This window comes from Gordonia sp. UCD-TK1, from assembly GCF_001691435.1.
GTDB classification, from domain to species: Bacteria; Actinomycetota; Actinomycetes; order Mycobacteriales; family Mycobacteriaceae; genus Gordonia; species Gordonia hongkongensis.
On record NZ_LZMP01000044.1, the window covers coordinates 1 to 17066 of the forward strand.

Sequence of the window (17066 nt, forward strand, 5' to 3'; positions counted from 1 at the left end):
AACCACCGATGAGATCGACGCCGGTTTCGTCCGTGTCGGGTTCGAGATCGAGGACATCGAGGCGTTCCCGGAGATCACCGGACCGCTGGTGATCGGTCGAGTAGAGACGATCGAGGAGCTCACCGAGTTCAAGAAGCCGATCCGGTTCTGCACGGTCGCCGTCGGTGAGGATGAGCCCCGCGGAATCGTCTGTGGTGCACGCAACTTCACCGAGGGTGATCTGATCGTCGCCGCGCTGCCGGGGGTCGTGCTCCCCGGTCCCTTCGAGATCGCCTCGCGCAAGACCTACGGCCGGGTGTCCGACGGCATGATCTGCTCGGTCTCCGAGCTGGGTATCGGCACCGATCACAGCGGCATCCTCGTGCTCGCGCCCGGGACCGCCGAACCGGGCGCGGACGCCCGCGAGGTGCTGGGACTCGCCGACGCGGCGATCGACGTCAACGTCACCCCCGACCGCGGCTACGCGTTCTCGGTGCGCGGCCTGGGCCGCGAGCTCGCGGGCAGCTTCGGGGTCCCGTTCGTCGATCCCGGACTCCGGGCCGCGGACCTGGCGGACGACGGGTCGGCCCCGGCGTGGCCGGTCGCCATCGACGAGAACTCTGGGGCGATCCGCTACACCGCTCGGGTCATCACCGGTGTGGACCCGACTGCGATCTCCCCGTGGTGGATGCAGAAGCGGCTCATGGTCGCCGGTATCCGCCCCATCTCCGCGATCGTCGACATCACCAACTACGTCATGATCGAACTCGGTCAGCCGCTGCACGCCTTCGACGCCGACCGTGTCACCGGAGCCGTCACGGTCCGGTCGGCCCAGCCGGGGGAGAAGCTCACCACCCTCGACGACACCGTTCGCATCCTCGACCCCGAGGATGTGCTGATCGCCGACGAGACCGGACCGATCGCCCTCGCCGGTGTCATGGGCGGCGCGAGCACCGAGGTGGGTCTCGAGACGACGACGGTGCTGCTGGAGTCGGCGACCTTCGATCCGGTTCGGGTCTTCCGCACCGCGAAGCGCCACAAGCTGACCTCCGAGGCCAGCAAGCGGTTCGAGCGGATCGTCGACCCCGAGATCACCGCGGTGGCCTCCGACCGCGCCGCCCGGCTGATCGTCGAGATCGCCGGCGGACGCATCGCCTCACCGCTGTCCGAGACCCATGTCCATACCCCGATCAGGTCGACCATCGCCATCGCTGCCGACGAACCGGACCGGGTCGCGGGCGTCAGCTATCCGCCGGGAACCACCCTGACGCGGCTGACCGAGGTCGGTTGCGTGGTGACCGGGACCGACGAGCTGGACGTGTTCCCGCCCTCGTGGCGACCCGACCTGCGGCAACGCGCCGACCTGGTCGAGGAGGTCCTGCGCCTGGAGGGCTTGGAGGACATCCCCGCCGTGGTTCCGCGCGCGCCCGGCGGCACCGGACTCACCCCGGTTCAGCGACGCCGGCGCAGCGTGGGACGCACCCTCGCGCTCGACGGCTACGTCGAGGTCCTGCCGTATCCGTTCATGCCGGCCGGCGTGTTCGACCTCTGGGACCTGCCCGCCGACGATGAGCGCCGGCGCACCGTGAAGGTCCTCAACCCACTCGAATCCGATCGTCCCGAGCTCAACACGACGTTGCTCCCGGGGCTACTCGAGATGGCAGCCCGCAACATCGCACGCGGTCAGCGGGATCTGTCGCTGTTCACCATCGGTCAGGTCGTCATCGCCGGCGATCACGTCGCCGCGGTGGACGCGCTCGACGTCACGCGCCGCCCGACCGACGAGGAGATCGCGGCGCTCGACGCCTCGCTGCCCCATCAGCCGCTGCACGTCGGCGTCGTCCTCACCGGACTGCGCGATCCCGCGGGCCCCTGGGGTCCGGGACGCGCCGCCGACCACCTCGATGCCTTCGAGGCGGCGCGCACGATCGGTCGCGCGGCGGGGGTGACCGTCGAGCTCACCGCCGACGATCAGCGCCCGTGGCATCCCGGCCGCTGCGCGCGGCTGACGGTCGACGGCCGCACGGTCGGTTACGCCGGCGAACTCCACCCCGCGGTGCTCGAGCGGGCCCATCTGCCGAAGCGGACGTGCGCGGTGGAGATCGACATCGACGCACTGCCCTTGGACGCGCGACTCCCGGCGCCGTCGGTGTCGGTGTTCCCCGCGGTCCTGCAGGACGTCAACGTCGTCGTCGGAGGGGAGGTCCCGGCTGCGGACGTCCAGAAGGCGCTTCGTGAGGGGGCCGGCGACCTGCTCGAGGACATCGCATTGTTCGACGTCTTCACCGGTGAACAGGTCGGCGCGGGCAACAAATCGTTGACGTTCTCGCTGCGGTTCCGCGCCCCGGACCGTACCCTCACCGAGGACGAGGCCAACGAGGCCAAGCTGGCCGCCGTCGATGCAGCCGCCGCGCGGGTGGGGGCCCGTCTCCGCTGACCCCATCGGCGTGTCACCCCGCCGTGAATTGATTTGCAGCCTGCTGCATAATGATCACATGGCTTCGACAAGCAAGGTGAGGGTGGCGGTGGCCGGCGCGAGCGGCTACGCGGGTGGCGAGATACTCCGGTTGCTGTGCGGGCACCCCCGTCTGCGATCCGGCGAACTCGAGATCGGCGCGCTCACCGCGGGTGGCAATGCCGGGACGCTCCTGGGTGCGCACCATCCCCATCTGCTCCCGCTGGCCGACCGGGTCCTGGAGGACACGACACCGGAGATCCTCGCCGGACACGACGTCGTCTTCCTGGGCCTGCCGCATGGCGCATCCGCGGTGATCGCCGGTGCCCTGCCGCCGACGACGCTGATCATCGACTGCGGGGCCGACTTCCGGTTGCGCGACGCCGGTGAATGGACGTCGTACTACGGCGGAGACCATGCCGGGACCTGGCCGTATGGTCTGCCCGAGTTGCCCGGCAACCGGGAGACGCTCCGGGACGCGAGCCGGATCGCGGTGCCCGGTTGCTATCCGACGGTGTCGATCCTGTCGTTGCTCCCGGCCATCGCCGCGGGCATCGCCGATCCGCACGTGACCGTCGTCGCGGTGAGCGGGGCATCGGGTGCCGGACGGTCGCCCAAGGTCGACCTGCTGGCGTCCGAGGTCATCGGGTCCGCGCGGGCCTACGGCGTGGGCGGGGTCCACCGGCACACGCCGGAGATCTCCCAGGCGCTCTCGGCCGCCGCGGAACAGCCGGTGACCGTCTCGTTCACGCCCATCCTCGCCCCGATGGCCCGCGGCATCCTCGCGACGTGCACCGCGCGCACCGGGGCCACCGCGGAGGAGGCCCGGGCGGTCTACGAGAAGGCCTATGCGGACGAGGAATTCGTGCACGTGCTGCCGGAGGGGCGGCTGCCTGCCACCGGTTCGGTGATCGGCTCCAACGCCGTCCAGCTCGGCGTGACCGTCGACGAACGCGCACAGACCCTCGTGGTCGTCGGCGCGGTCGACAACCTGACCAAGGGGACCGGCGGCGCCGCGGTCCAATCGATGAACCTGGCGCTGGGCTGGACCGAGAACGAGGGACTGAGCACCGTGGGAGTGGCACCGTGACCGGATCGCAGGGCAGCGCGGAAACAGAGCAGGACCGGATCGAGGGCGGCGCTCCCGGAGATCACCCGCGGCTCGTGCGGAACCAGGGCGTCACCGCGCCCCTGGGGTTCCGGGCCGCCGGAATCGCGGCGGGCATCAAGGCGTCGGGCGCGCTCGACCTCGCACTCGTCTTCAACGAGGGCCCCGACCACTCCGCCGCCGGCGTCTTCACCCGCAACCAGGTGAAGGCGGCACCGGTGCTGTGGTCACAGCAGGTCCTCACCACCGGCCGGCTGCGCACCGTGATCCTCAACTCCGGCGGCGCGAACGCCTGTACCGGACCGGGCGGCTTCCAGGACACCCACAAGACCGCGGAGGCGGTGGCCGACGCGCTCAGCAACTGGGGGACCAGCACGGGCGCCGTGGAGGTCGCGGTGTGCTCCACCGGACTGATCGGCGACCGGCTGCCGATGGACAAGGTCCTCGCCGGGGTCACCGAGATCGTCCAGGACATGGGCGGCGGCCTGTCCGGCGGCACCGACGCGGCGCACGCGATCATGACCACCGACACCGTCCCCAAACAGGCTGCGCTGCACCACCCGCAGGGGTGGAACGTCGGCGGCATGGGCAAGGGCGCCGGAATGCTGGCACCGTCGCTGGCGACGATGCTGGTCGTGCTCACGACCGACGCGGTGGCCACCGCCGAGCAGCTCGACACCGCCTTGCGCAGGGCGACGGCACGCACCTTCGACCGGCTCGACATCGACGGCTCGTGCTCGACGAACGACACGGTTCTGCTGCTGAGTTCGGGCGCCAGCCAGATCCCGGTCGAGCAGACCGATCTCGACGACGCGGTGTTCGCTGTCTGCGACGATCTCGCCGCCCAGATGATGGCCGACGCCGAGGGGGTCACGAAGCGGGTCGTGATCACGGTCACCGGCGCGCACACCGAGGACGACGCCCTGACCGTCGCCCGTGCCGTCGCGCGAGATTCGCTGGTGAAGACCGCCCTGTTCGGGTCGGATCCGAACTGGGGGCGGGTACTCGCCGCGGTCGGCGCGTCGCCGGTGACCGTCGATCCCGACCGGATCGCGGTGTCGTTCAACGGCAACCCGGTGTGCGAGAACGGTTTCGGGGTCGAGGGCGCGCGAGATGTGGACCTGTCCGGCCCCGACATCGCCGTCGTCGTCGACCTGAAGCTGGGAGAGTCGGCGGCCAGTGTCCGGACCACCGACCTCTCCCATGCGTACGTCGAAGAGAACTCGGCGTATTCGTCATGAGCGAGACGACGTCGGGCGTCCACCCGATCGACCCAGCGGCCGGCCTGGCCAAGGCGAAGGTCCTCGCCGAGGCCCTGCCCGCGCTGCAGCGACTCGCCGGTGCGACCGTCGTCGTCAAGTACGGCGGCAACGCCATGATCGACGACGAGTTGAAGAAGGCGTTCGCGGCGGACATGGTCTTTCTGCGCGCCTGCGGCATGCATCCCGTGGTGGTTCACGGTGGTGGCCCGCAGATCTCGGCGATGCTGAAGCGACTGGGACTCTCGGGTGAGTTCAAGGGCGGTTTCCGGGTGACGACCCCCGAGGTCATGGACGTCGCCCGCATGGTTCTCTTCGGTCAGGTCGGGCGGGAGCTCGTGGGGCTGATCAACTCGCACGGACCGTATGCCGTCGGCATCACCGGTGAGGATGCCCACCTGTTCACCGCGACGCGGCGCACGGTGCTCGTCGAGGGTGTTCCCACCGACATCGGTCTCGTCGGCGACATCGCGTCGGTCAACACCTCGGCGGTGCTGGATCTGGTTGCCGCCGGCCGCATCCCGGTCGTCTCGACGATCGCGCCGGACCGCGACGGGGTGGTGCACAACATCAACGCCGACACCGCGGCCGGTGCTCTCGCCGAGGCGCTGGGGGCGTCCCGGCTGGTGATGCTGACCGATGTCGAAGGCCTGTACACGGACTGGCCCGACCGCGGATCCCTAGTGTCCCAGATCGACACCGACACACTCACCGCGCTGTTGCCGTCGCTGGATTCCGGCATGGTCCCCAAGATGGAGGCCTGCCTGCGCGCCGTCACCGGCGGCGTCGACCGCGCACACGTGATCGACGGGCGTGTCGTCCATTCCGTACTGGCCGAACTGTTGACCGAGAGCTCGACCGGCACCACCGTCGTCGCGCCTGAGGAGGACGCATGACCGCGCCACTGCAGCAGCGCTGGGCACAGTCGCTGATGAACAACTACGGCACACCCCCGATCGCCCTGGTGGAGGGCTCGGGAGCGTATGTCACCGACGCCGATGGCAAGCGCTACCTCGACCTGCTCGGCGGGATCGCGGTGAACGCCCTCGGCCACGCCCACCCGGCGATTGTCGACGCGGTCACCCGCCAGCTCCAGACGCTCGGGCACGTGTCGAATCTGTACATCGCCCCGCCCGTCGTCGAACTCGCCGAGGCGTTGCTCGGCCGGTTCGGCCATCCGGGTCGCGTGTTCTTCTGCAACTCCGGCACCGAGGCGAACGAGGCCGCGTTCAAACTGGCCCGACGGACCGGACGGCCCGAGATCGTCGCGGCGGAGCAGGCCTTCCACGGACGCACCATGGGTGCGCTCGCGATGACCGGTCAGCCCGCCAAACGCACTCCGTTCGAACCGATGCCGCCGGGCGTCCGGTTCGTTCCCTACGGTGACGTCGACGCGCTCGACGCCATGGTCACCGACCAGACCGCCGCGGTGATCCTCGAACCGATCCTCGGCGAGGCCGGCGTCGTCGTGCCCCCGGCCGACTACCTGGCGGCCGCTCGCCGGATCACCGAGGAGCGCGGCGCGCTGCTGATTCTCGACGAGGTGCAGACCGGCGTCGCCCGCACCGGTACGTTCTTCGCCCATCAGCAGGTGGGCGTGGTCCCCGATGTGATGACGCTTGCGAAGGGATTGGGCGGTGGCCTCCCCATCGGCGCGTGCATCGCCACCGGCCCGGCGGCCGACCTGTTCGGGCCGGGCCAGCACGGCACCACTTTCGGTGGCAATCCGGTCAGTGCGGCCGCCGCGCTGGCCGTCCTGAGGGTCATCGAAGCCGACGGTCTCCTCGATTCCGTTGCCGCGGTGGGGAAGTCGATCGCGACCGGCATCGAGGACCTGCAGCATCCGCTGGTCTCGCATGTGCGTGGATCCGGCCTGTTGCTCGGTGTCGTGCTGACGCAGCCGCTCTCGCAGCGCGTCGAGGCCGCCGCCCGGGACGCGGGGTTCTTGATCAACGCACCCGCGCCCGACGTCCTGCGCCTGGCCCCGCCGCTGATCCTCGCCGAGGAGCAGGGACAGGATTTCGTGCGCGCGCTACCGACACTGCTCGACACCGCCGCCACATCGAACGAGGGGGACAAGCCATGACCAGACATTTCCTGCGCGACGACGACCTGACCCCGGCCGAGCAGGCCGAGGTGCTCGCACTCGCGGCCGAGGTCAAGGCGAAGCCGTTCGACTTCCGGCCGCTGGAGGGCCCCCGCGGGGTCGGGGTGATCTTCGACAAGAACTCCACGCGCACCCGGTTCTCGTTCGAGGTCGGCATCGCCCAGCTCGGCGGTCATGCGGTCGTCGTCGACGGCCGGACGACCCAGCTCGGCCGCGAGGAGACCCTGGAGGACACCGGCCTGGTCCTGTCCCGCTTCGTCGACGCCATCGTGTGGCGGACGTTCGGGCAGGACCGGCTCGAGGCGCTGTCCTCGACCGCCACCGTCCCGGTCGTCAACGCGCTGTCCGACGAGTTCCACCCCTGCCAGGTGCTCGCCGACCTGCAGACGATCGCCGAGCACAAGGGCCAGCCGGCGGGCCTGACGATGACGTACCTGGGTGACGGCGCGAACAACATGGCGCATTCGCTGGCGCTCGGCGGCGTCACGGCCGGCATGCACGTCGTCCTCAGCTCACCGGACGGCTTCCAGCCGGACCCGGCGGTGATCGCCGACGCCGAGAAGCGTGCCGCGCAGACCGGCGGCTCGGTGACGCTCGAGACCGACCCCGTCGCCGCCGCGACGGGGGCCGACGTCCTGGTGACCGACACCTGGGTGTCCATGGGGCAGGAGGATGACGGAAAGGACCGCACGGCGCCGTTCCGGCCGTACCAGATCAACGATGACCTGCTCATGCATGCCGCCGATGATGCGATCGTGCTGCACTGCCTGCCGGCCCATCGTGGCGACGAGATCACCGCCTCGGTGATCGACGGACCCCGCAGCGTCGTGTTCGACGAGGCGGAGAACCGCCTGCATGCGCAGAAGGCGCTGCTGATCTGGCTGCTGGACCACCAGTGAGCGGACACCCACGATGACCGCCGGAGCCGAACCCTCGGAGAGCCGCCTCGCCGCCACCCGGGCGGGGCGTCATGCGCGCATCATCGAGATCCTGTCCACGCATCAGGTACGCAGCCAGTCGGAGCTGCAGCGGTTGCTCGCCGAGGAGGGCGTCGACGCCACCCAGGCCACCCTGTCACGCGACCTCGACGAGCTCGGGGCCGTGAAGCTCCGGGCCGCGGACGGCGGCGCCGGGGTCTACGTGGTGCCCGAAGACGGTTCGCCCGTCCGCGGGGTGTCCGGCGGCACCGACCGGCTCGGCCGGCTCGTGTCGGACCTCCTGGTCTCGACCGACAGCAGTGGCAACCTCGCGGTGTTGCGAACGCCCCCGGGCGCCGCGCACTACTTGGCGGCTGCGCTCGACCGGGCGCGCCTGCCCGACGTCGTGGGGACGATCGCCGGGGACGACACGATCTTCGTCGTTGCGCGCGAGCCGCTCGACGGAGCGGAACTCGCCCGCCGGATCGAGGGCCTCGTGTAACCCTCGCCGCATCGACATTCTCGGGTCCGCCTCCGCGGAACCGGCAGACCACACCAAACGAACAGCCGAGACGCCGCCAACCGGATACCCGGGCGGTGTCGTCGGAACACCGGGGCCGATGATGGACTCGGTCATCGCGCAGAACAGGAGCTTCACCTCATGGCAGAACGTGTCGTACTCGCATACTCGGGCGGCTTGGACACCTCGGTCGCGATCAGCTGGATCCAGAAGGAGACCGGCAAAGAGGTCGTCGCCGTGGCACTCGACCTCGGTCAGGGCGGCGAGGACATGGAGGTCATCCGCCAGCGCGCACTCGACTGCGGCGCGGTCGAGGCCGTCGTGGTCGATGCCCGCGACGAGTTCGCCGACGAGTACTGCCTCGGCGCGATCACCTCGAACGCTCTCTACATGGACCGTTATCCGCTCGTCTCGGCGCTGTCGCGCCCGCTGATCGCCAAGCACCTGGTCACGGCCGCCCGTGATCACGGCGGCACCGTCGTCGCCCACGGATGCACCGGCAAGGGCAACGACCAGGTCCGCTTCGAAGTCGGTTTCGCCACCCTGGCGCCCGATCTGCAGGTGCTCGCGCCGGTCCGCGACTACGCCTGGACCCGCGAGAAGGCGATCGCCTTCGCCGGGGAGAACGACATCCCGATCAACGTGACCAAGAAGTCGCCGTTCTCGATCGACCAGAACGTGTGGGGACGCGCCGTCGAGACCGGCTTCCTCGAGGACCTGTGGAACGCGCCGACCAAGGACGTCTACGACTACACCGAAGACCCCACCGTCAACTGGAACTCGCCTGACGAGGTCATCATCGGCTTCGACAAGGGCCGCCCGGTCAGCATCGACGGCCGCCCGGTGAGCGTCCTCGAGGCGATCCAGGAACTCAACCGTCGGGCCGGCGCCCAGGGCGTCGGACGCCTCGACGTGGTGGAGGACCGCCTGGTGGGCATCAAGAGCCGCGAGGTCTACGAGGCGCCCGGCGCCATGGTTCTCATCCGCGCACACGAAGAACTCGAGCACGTGACCATCGAGCGCGAGCTCGGCCGCTACAAGCGCGGCACCGACCAGAAGTGGGCCGAGCTGGTGTACGACGGTCTCTGGTTCTCGCCGCTGAAGCGGTCGCTGGACGCGTTCGTCGCCTCCACGCAGGAGCACGTGACCGGCGAGATCCGGCTGACCCTGCACGGCGGCACGATCGCCGCGACCGGCCGCCGCAGCTCGGAGTCGCTCTACGACTTCAACCTCGCGACCTACGACGAGGGCGACACCTTCGATCAGTCCGCGGCCCGCGGCTTCGTCGAGCTGCACGGCCTGTCGTCGAAGATCGCCGCGAAGCGGGACCTGAATCTGTGAGTGCGGGCACCGGCGGCGGCAGCGGCCCGGAGACCGGCGGGACGACCAACCAGGGTTCGCTCTGGGGCGGTCGCTTCGCCGGTGGACCGGCGGAGGCGATGGCCGCGCTGAGCAAGTCGACCCATTTCGACTGGGCCCTGGCCCCGTTCGACATCGAGGCGTCCAAAGCGCATGCACGGGTGCTGAACAAGGCCGGGCTGCTCACCGCCGAAGACCTCACCGGAATGCTCGACGGGCTCGATCGCCTGGCCGCCGATGTCGCCGACGGCAGCTTCGGGCCGGCCGAGTCCGACGAGGACGTCCACGGCGCCCTCGAGCGTGGCCTGATCGAGCGCGTCGGTCCCGAACTCGGGGGCCGGTTACGCGCGGGGCGCTCACGCAACGACCAGGTCGCGACCCTGTTCCGGATGTGGCTGCGCGCCGCCATGCGGCGGGTCGCGTTGGGCCTGCTCGACGTCGTCGACGCGCTCACCGCACAGGCGGCGGCCCATCCCGACGCGATCATGCCGGGCAAGACGCACCTGCAGGCCGCACAGCCGGTCCTGCTGGGGCACCATCTGCTGGCGCACGCGCAACCACTCCTGCGCGACATCGACCGGCTCGCCGACGCGGATCGTCGAACCGCGGTGTCGCCCTACGGTTCCGGCGCCCTGGCCGGCTCCTCCCTGGGCCTCGATCCGGCGGCGATCGCCGCCGACCTGGGCTTCGACGCACCCGCGGAGAACTCGATCGATGCCACCTCATCGCGCGACTTCGCCGCGGAGGCCGCGTTCGTCTTCGCGATGATCGCAGTCGACCTCTCCCGGTTGTCCGAAGAGGTGATCATCTGGAGCACACCGGAATTCGGCTACGTGACGCTGGCCGACGCGTGGTCCACCGGCAGCTCGATCATGCCGCAGAAGAAGAACCCGGACGTCGCCGAACTCGTGCGCGGCAAGGCCGGTCGTCTCATCGGCGACCTCACCGGACTGCTGGCGACACTGAAGGCGCAACCGCTGGCCTACAACCGGGATCTGCAGGAGGACAAGGAACCGGTCTTCGACGCGGTGGCCCAACTGGAGCTGTTGCTGCCCGCGGTGACCGGCCTGGTCGCCACGCTGGAGTTTCACACCGATCGCATGGCGGAACTCGCGCCGGCGGGTTTCACCCTGGCCACCGACATCGCCGAATGGATGGTCCGACAGGGCGTGCCGTTTCGGGTGGCGCACGAGGCCGCGGGTGCTTGTGTCCGCGAGGCCGAGTCCCGGGGCGTCGGCCTGGACGAACTCGACGACGCGACGCTGGCCGGTGTCCATCCGGCGTTGACGCCGGCGGTGCGTGACGTCCTGACCGTCCGCGGTTCGGTCGAGTCGCGCAACGCGCACGGCGGCACCGCACCCGGACAGGTCCGGAGGCAGATCGACGTCGTCACGGCCCAGACCGCCGATCTCCGGACACGCTGGACCGCTGGGCACGGCGGGCGCCGCTGATTCCGCACGACTGGGTACAGTGACCTGTGTCACCGGCGCCGCGTCAGTCAACGCGCTGGTGAGGCCGGTACACCGACGACGGGAGGATCGACACGATGGCGGTGTGGGACGGGGGCCCCGATCTCGTGGGGGCGGTCGGCAGGGTGTTGGCCACCGCGCAGAACGGCCTCGAGGTGCTGCGGTTCGGTGGACTGGAGACCGGTACCGAACCGGCGCCTTTCGCGGTCGTCGAGACACACAAGATGTTCCGGCTGCGTCGGTATTTCCCGAACGATCCGTCGACCGGCCCGAACATCGTCCTGGTGCCGCCGATGATGGTGTCGGCCAACGTCTATGACGTCACCGAGCACAACGGAGCGGTGTCGATTCTGCACCGCAACGGCATCACGCCGTGGGTCGTCGACTTCGGGTCACCCGACTCCGAAGAAGGCGGGATGGAACGGAATCTCGCCGACCACGTGGTCGCGATCAGCCACGCGATCGACCTGATCGTCGAGGCGACCGGCCGTGACATCCACCTCGCCGGGTATTCGCAGGGCGGGATGTTCGCCTACCAGACCGCGGCCTACCGCCGGTCCAAAGGGATCGCGAGTCTGATCACGTTCGGCAGCCCCGTCGACGTCCTCGCCGCACTGCCCCTGGGGCTGCCCGCGGGACTGGTGGCCCCGGCGGCCGAGTTCCTGGCCGACAAGGCGTTCTCACGCAATCTCTGGGTGCGGGATTGGATGGCGCGCACCGGCTTCCAGCTCCTGGATCCGGTGAAGACGGTGCGCAGCCGCATCGACTTCCTGCGCCGTCTGCACGATCGTGAGGCGCTGCTCCCACGGGAGGACCAGCGCCGCTTCCTGGAGGCCGACGGCTGGGTCGCATGGTCCGGCCCGGCGATCGCCGAGCTGCTCCGGCAGTTCGTGGCGCACAACCGCATGGTCTCCGGCGGCTTCGTGATCAACGGCGATCTGGTGTCCCTCGCCGAGATCACCTGCCCGGTGCTCGCGTTCGTGGGCGATGCCGACGACATCGGGCAACCGGCGGCGGTACGGGGCATCGTCCGCGCCGCGCCCGACGCGGAGGTGTACGAATCCACCCTGCCGGCCGGACATTTCGGACTCGTGGTCGGCAGCGCGGCCGGTGAACACACCTGGCCGACGACCTCCGACTGGGTGAACTGGCTCTCCGACAACGGTCCGCGCCCCGAACTCGTCTCCGAGATGTCGCTCGTCGAGCCGGGTCACGGCGGCGGGGTCAGCCTGTCGTCGCGACTCACGCACGGTGTGGGGTCGGTGGCCGACGCCGGCACCGCCGCCTCACGCGAGTTGCTCGGCCTGGCCAACTCCCTGCAGCGCACCTCGCGGGCGGTCGCCTCGGAGTCGGTGCGGACCGTCCCCCGACTGTTCCGGCTGGGACAGATCCAGAGCGGGACGCGCATCTCCCTGTCGAAGCTGATGGCCGAGAACACCAAGCGCGGCGGCGACAAGGAACTGTTCCTTTTCGAGAACCGTGTGCTCACCCACGCCCAGGTGAACACGCGTATCGACAACGTGGTGGCCGGGCTGGTCGACTGCTGCATCCGCCCCGGTCAGCACATCGGCGTCCTGATGGACACCCGGCCGAGCGCCCTGGTCGTCATCGCGGCGCTCTCGCGTCTGGGCGCGGTGGCGGTGCTGCTCGCCGCGGACGCCGACGTCCGCGAGATGATGCGGCTCGCCGACAGTTCGGTCATCGTCACCGACCCCACCAATCTCGATCTCGCCAGTGCCGCCTCTGACCGTGTCCTGGTGCTCGGCGGCGGCAGTGGCGACTCCCGGGCGATCGACGGTGCGGACGGCACCTCGATCGTCGACATGGAACGCATCGATCCCGACGAAGTCGTGATGCCGACCTGGTACCGGCCCGACCCCGGCCTCGCGGGTGACCTCGCGTTCATCCTGTTCAGCCGGGCTTACGGCAAGCTCGTTCCATGGCCGGTGACCAACCACCGGTTCGCGATGTCGGCCTTCGGCGCCGCGGCCGCGGCGGCGCTCACCGACCGCGACACCGTGTACTGCCTGCCGCCGCTGCACCACGCGTCGGGGCTGCTCACGACCCTGGGGGCGACGGTGGTCGGGCGGTCGAGGATCGCGCTGTCGAACGGCATCGATCCCACGAACTTCGCCGTCGAGGTGCAGCGCTACGGCATCACCGTCGTGTCCTACACCTGGTCGATGCTCAGCGGCATCGTTCGCGACCCCGACTTCCACATCAACCAGCACAACCCGATCCGGTTGTTCATGGGCTCGGGTATGTCGGCGGGACTCTGGGAGGACGTGTGCTCGAGTTTCCCCCGCGCGCGCATCCTCGAGTTCTTCGCGACCGCCGACGGCTCGGCGATCCTCGCGAACGTCTCCGGGGACAAGTTGTCCTCCGTCGGCCGGCCACTGCCGGAGACGAACCCCGTCGAGGTCGCGGCCTACGACATCGTCGGCGACCGGTTGCTCATCGACGACTCGGGCTTCGTCCGCCGGGCGGAGACGGGGGAGCCCGGTCTGCTCCTCGCCAAGGCCAAGCACAAGTTCGACACCAACGGGACGGTGCTCCGCGACGTCTTCACGACGCGTGATCGGTGGGAGGTGTCGGGTCACTTGTTCGTGCGCGACGCCGACGGCGACCTGTACTTCCTCGGAGCGACCGACCGCGTGCTCCGGACCGCGGACGGCCCGGTGTTCATCCCCCCGATCGCCCACGCCCTGTCCCGACTGAAGAGCGTCGACCAGGTCGTCGTCTACGGGGTCGGCGAACCCGGGCGCCAGGTCGTCGTCGCGGCGATGACCCTCCGGCCCGGGGTCACGCCGGACTCGCTCACGGTCACACAACTGCGGATCGCGCTGGGGGAGTACCGGGCCGAGGAGCGCCCTCATCTCGTCCACGTCGTCGACGACATCCCGCAGTCGGCATCGTTCCGCCCGCTCAGCACCGGTCTGGTCGAGGACGGACTTCCGAAACCGGGTGCGCGCGTCTGGTATCGCGACGACGAAGGGCGCTATCGCAGGTACACGAGGACCGTGGCGGAGAAGCTGGACTGGAGCGGGACCTCGACGCGCAATGCCCTAGGCTGATCCGGGTGACGACACGCGCTGAGGCCATCGACCCGATCGTGCGCGAACGCCTGGCCTGCCCGCAGGACCACGGTCCGCTGGTCGACGCCGGCGACGAGCTCTACAACCCGCGGCTGCATGTCGCCTACCGCATCGACTCCGACGGCATCCCGGTGATGCTCGTCGACGAGGCGCGCACGGTCGACGACGCCGAGCACGAGCGCATCGTCGGTTCTCAGCCGGAGTAGCCCGCCTGCGGGCGTCACCTCGACCGCACCTCGATCTCGTCGGATGACAAGATCGAGGGGTGAGTGCTGACAACGTCGAACCCCCCCGACCGGCCGAGTCCTCCCGGCCGACTGCCGTCCCCGCCACCGTCGACATCCTCGACGAACTGCAATGGCGCGGGCTGATCGCCCAGTCCACCGATCTCGGTGCACTGGGGGAGGCGCTCGCGCACGGACCGGTCACGTTGTACGCGGGCTTCGACCCGACGGCGGCGAGTCTGCACGCCGGCCACCTCGTCCCGTTGCTGACCCTCAAGCGTTTCCAGCTGGCGGGTCACCGTCCGATCGTCCTCGCCGGCGGTGCCACCGGTCTGATCGGTGATCCCCGCGACGTGGGGGAGCGGACGATGAACTCGGCGGACACCGTTGCCGAGTGGGCCGCTCGAATCGACACGCAGCTTCGGCGGTTCGTCGACATCGACGACACCCCTACGGGCGCCGTGGTGGTGAACAACCTGGACTGGACCGGCAAGCTGTCAGCGGTCGAGTTCCTCCGCGATCTGGGTAAGCACTTCTCGGTGAACGTGATGCTCGCGCGCGACACGGTGAAGCGACGCCTCGAGGCCGACGGCATGAGCTACGCGGAGTTCAGCTACCTGCTCCTGCAGTCGAACGACTTCGTGGAACTGAACCGCCGGTACGGATGTGTGCTGCAGATCGGTGGTTCCGACCAGTGGGGCAACATCGTCGGCGGCGTGGATCTGGCCCGTCGACTCGACGGCTCGGCGCTGCACGGGATGACGGTTCCGCTCGTGACCTCGTCGGACGGCAAGAAGTTCGGCAAGTCCACGGGTGGGGGCAGTCTGTGGCTCGACCCGGAACTGACGAGCCCCTACTCCTGGTACCAGTACTTCGTGAACACGGCGGACGCCGATGTCATCCGTTACCTGCGCTGGTTCACCTTCCTGGGGCGCGAGGAGATCGACGAACTCGAACGTGCCACCGCCGAGACCCCGCACCTGCGGCGCGCACAGCGCACACTCGCCGCCGAGATGACGACCCTCATCCACGGTCAGGCCAACACCGATGCGGTCCAACTCGCCAGCCAGGCACTGTTCGGGCGGGCCGAGCTCGATGAACTCGACGAGGCGACCCTCGCGGCCGCGGTCGGGGAGACCTCGATCGCCGAGTACGGCGAGGCCCGTCCGACGATCATCGAGTTGCTGGTCGACACGAAGCTGTCGGAGTCCAACAAGGCTGCTCGCCGTGCAGTGTCCGAGGGCGGCGCCTACGTGAACAACACCAAGATCACTGACCCGGAGTGGCAGCCGGCCGACGCCGATCTGCTCCACGGGCGGTGGTTGGTGGTGCGTCGCGGCAAGAAGAGCTTCGCCGGCGCCAGACTAGGCCTCTGACCTGGCGATTTGACGCGTTGTTCGCGCCTGTGTAACTTAATCGACGCACCGCAGAGAGCAACTCCCCCGGAGCCGCAAGCCCCGGGGAAGCAAAAGTGACCGAGCCACTCGCTCAGGCCGCCTGTGCGGGCCACTCCCGAGAACAAGATCGCGAGTATTTTTCGCGCTCTGGGAGAGCTCATCGGAGCCGGCTTCACATCGAAGGCGTCTGGTGGGTGTGTGTTCTTTGAGAACTCGATAGTGTGTTGGTGGATTGTTTGATGCCATATTGTGGTGTCAGATGGTTTGCTTGGATGATGTGTCCGCGGCTTTGATTGTCGCGTGACGCTGATGAGTTTATTCTTTGATGCCAGATTTTTGAGGATTATTTTGGTCAGGTTTTGCTTTCCTGGTTGAAGATTTTGTGTTGAAACGCCGGCCTTTCGGGTTGGTTTGGTTTCTACATTTTTTCATGGAGAGTTTGATCCTGGCTCAGGACGAACGCTGGCGGCGTGCTTAACACATGCAAGTCGAACGGAAAGGCCCAGCTTGCTGGGTACTCGAGTGGCGAACGGGTGAGTAACACGTGGGTGATCTGCCCTGCACTCTGGGATAAGCCTGGGAAACTGGGTCTAATACCGGATATGACCAACTGTCGCATGGTGGTTGGTGGAAAGCTTTCGCGGTGTGGGATGGGCCCGCGGCCTATCAGCTTGTTGGTGGGGTAATGGCCTACCAAGGCGACGACGGGTAGCCGACCTGAGAGGGTGATCGGCCACACTGGGACTGAGACACGGCCCAGACTCCTACGGGAGGCAGCAGTGGGGAATATTGCACAATGGGCGCAAGCCTGATGCAGCGACGCCGCGTGAGGGATGACGGCCTTCGGGTTGTAAACCTCTTTCACCAGGGACGAAGCGTGAGTGACGGTACCTGGAGAAGAAGCACCGGCCAACTACGTGCCAGCAGCCGCGGTAATACGTAGGGTGCGAGCGTTGTCCGGAATTACTGGGCGTAAAGAGCTCGTAGGCGGTTTGTCGCGTCGTCTGTGAAATTCTGCAACTCAATTGCAGGCGTGCAGGCGATACGGGCAGACTTGAGTACTACAGGGGAGACTGGAATTCCTGGTGTAGCGGTGAAATGCGCAGATATCAGGAGGAACACCGGTGGCGAAGGCGGGTCTCTGGGTAGTAACTGACGCTGAGGAGCGAAAGCGTGG

General features: G+C 68.7%; 12 protein-coding genes and 1 rRNA gene. All 13 read left to right on the forward strand.

All coding sequences use genetic code 11. From position 1 onward, the window contains the following. On the forward strand, window positions 1-2416 hold a 2416-nt coding region (gene pheT / locus A9310_RS19770), incomplete at its 5' end, for a phenylalanine--tRNA ligase subunit beta (protein WP_065632066.1). 58 nt (window positions 2417-2474) lie between these two features. Continuing rightward, window positions 2475-3524, forward strand: coding sequence for an N-acetyl-gamma-glutamyl-phosphate reductase (argC, locus tag A9310_RS19775; RefSeq protein ID WP_065632067.1), 1050 nt, complete (start codon window positions 2475-2477; stop codon window positions 3522-3524). Continuing rightward, window positions 3521-4783 carry a bifunctional glutamate N-acetyltransferase/amino-acid acetyltransferase ArgJ gene (gene argJ, locus A9310_RS19780; RefSeq protein ID WP_065632068.1) on the forward strand — a complete coding sequence of 421 codons (1263 nt, stop codon included), beginning with the start codon at window positions 3521-3523 and terminating at the stop codon, window positions 4781-4783. Before argC ends, argJ begins: the two co-directional genes overlap by 4 nt. Continuing rightward, window positions 4780-5697, forward strand: a complete 918-nt coding sequence (argB, locus tag A9310_RS19785) for an acetylglutamate kinase (protein WP_065632069.1) — start codon at window positions 4780-4782, stop codon at window positions 5695-5697. Before argJ ends, argB begins: the two co-directional genes overlap by 4 nt. Continuing rightward, window positions 5694-6887 carry an acetylornithine transaminase gene (locus A9310_RS19790; protein ID WP_065632070.1) on the forward strand — a complete coding sequence of 398 codons (1194 nt, stop codon included), beginning with the start codon at window positions 5694-5696 and terminating at the stop codon, window positions 6885-6887. Before argB ends, A9310_RS19790 begins: the two co-directional genes overlap by 4 nt. Then, window positions 6884-7807, forward strand: coding sequence for an ornithine carbamoyltransferase (gene argF / locus A9310_RS19795; RefSeq protein ID WP_058253843.1), 924 nt, complete (start codon window positions 6884-6886; stop codon window positions 7805-7807). The genes A9310_RS19790 and argF overlap by 4 nt, the downstream gene beginning before the upstream one ends. Window positions 7808-7820: 13 nt before the next feature. Beyond that, a complete protein-coding gene (locus A9310_RS19800) occupies window positions 7821-8327 on the forward strand; it encodes an arginine repressor (protein WP_010844368.1) in 507 nt (168 codons plus the stop codon). Window positions 8328-8486: 159 nt separating this feature from the next. Further along, a complete protein-coding gene (locus A9310_RS19805) occupies window positions 8487-9686 on the forward strand; it encodes an argininosuccinate synthase (protein ID WP_058253842.1) in 1200 nt (399 codons plus the stop codon). Next, the gene (argH, locus tag A9310_RS19810) at window positions 9683-11155 is read left to right on the forward strand and encodes an argininosuccinate lyase (protein WP_065632071.1); all 1473 of its coding nucleotides are present in this window, start codon (window positions 9683-9685) and stop codon (window positions 11153-11155) included. The genes A9310_RS19805 and argH overlap by 4 nt, the downstream gene beginning before the upstream one ends. Before the next feature lie 95 nt (window positions 11156-11250). After that, entirely contained in the window at window positions 11251-14247 is a 2997-nt protein-coding gene (locus tag A9310_RS19815; RefSeq protein ID WP_065632072.1) for an AMP-binding protein, read from the forward strand. 5 nt (window positions 14248-14252) lie between these two features. Beyond that, window positions 14253-14474 (forward strand): Trm112 family protein, encoded by a 222-nt coding sequence (locus A9310_RS19820; protein WP_058253839.1) that lies wholly within the window; start codon window positions 14253-14255, stop codon window positions 14472-14474. Window positions 14475-14533: 59 nt separating this feature from the next. Then, a complete protein-coding gene (gene tyrS, locus A9310_RS19825; RefSeq protein WP_065632073.1) occupies window positions 14534-15868 on the forward strand; it encodes a tyrosine--tRNA ligase in 1335 nt (444 codons plus the stop codon). Window positions 15869-16316: 448 nt separating this feature from the next. After that, window positions 16317-17066, forward strand: a 16S ribosomal RNA gene (locus A9310_RS19830); the annotation flags it as partial.

What these genes read in the sequence shown, in the direction of transcription:
- argB (WP_065632069.1), top strand. Translation starts at nt 4,780, where the DNA reads ATGAGCGAGACGACGTCGGGCGTCCACCCGATCGACCCAGCGGCCGGC.
- A9310_RS19790 (WP_065632070.1), top strand. Translation starts at nt 5,694, where the DNA reads ATGACCGCGCCACTGCAGCAGCGCTGGGCACAGTCGCTGATGAACAAC.
- argC (WP_065632067.1), top strand. Translation starts at nt 2,475, where the DNA reads ATGGCTTCGACAAGCAAGGTGAGGGTGGCGGTGGCCGGCGCGAGCGGC.
- A9310_RS19815 (WP_065632072.1), top strand. Translation starts at nt 11,251, where the DNA reads ATGGCGGTGTGGGACGGGGGCCCCGATCTCGTGGGGGCGGTCGGCAGG.
- A9310_RS19805 (WP_058253842.1), top strand. Translation starts at nt 8,487, where the DNA reads ATGGCAGAACGTGTCGTACTCGCATACTCGGGCGGCTTGGACACCTCG.
- A9310_RS19800 (WP_010844368.1), top strand. Translation starts at nt 7,821, where the DNA reads ATGACCGCCGGAGCCGAACCCTCGGAGAGCCGCCTCGCCGCCACCCGG.
- argF (WP_058253843.1), top strand. Translation starts at nt 6,884, where the DNA reads ATGACCAGACATTTCCTGCGCGACGACGACCTGACCCCGGCCGAGCAG.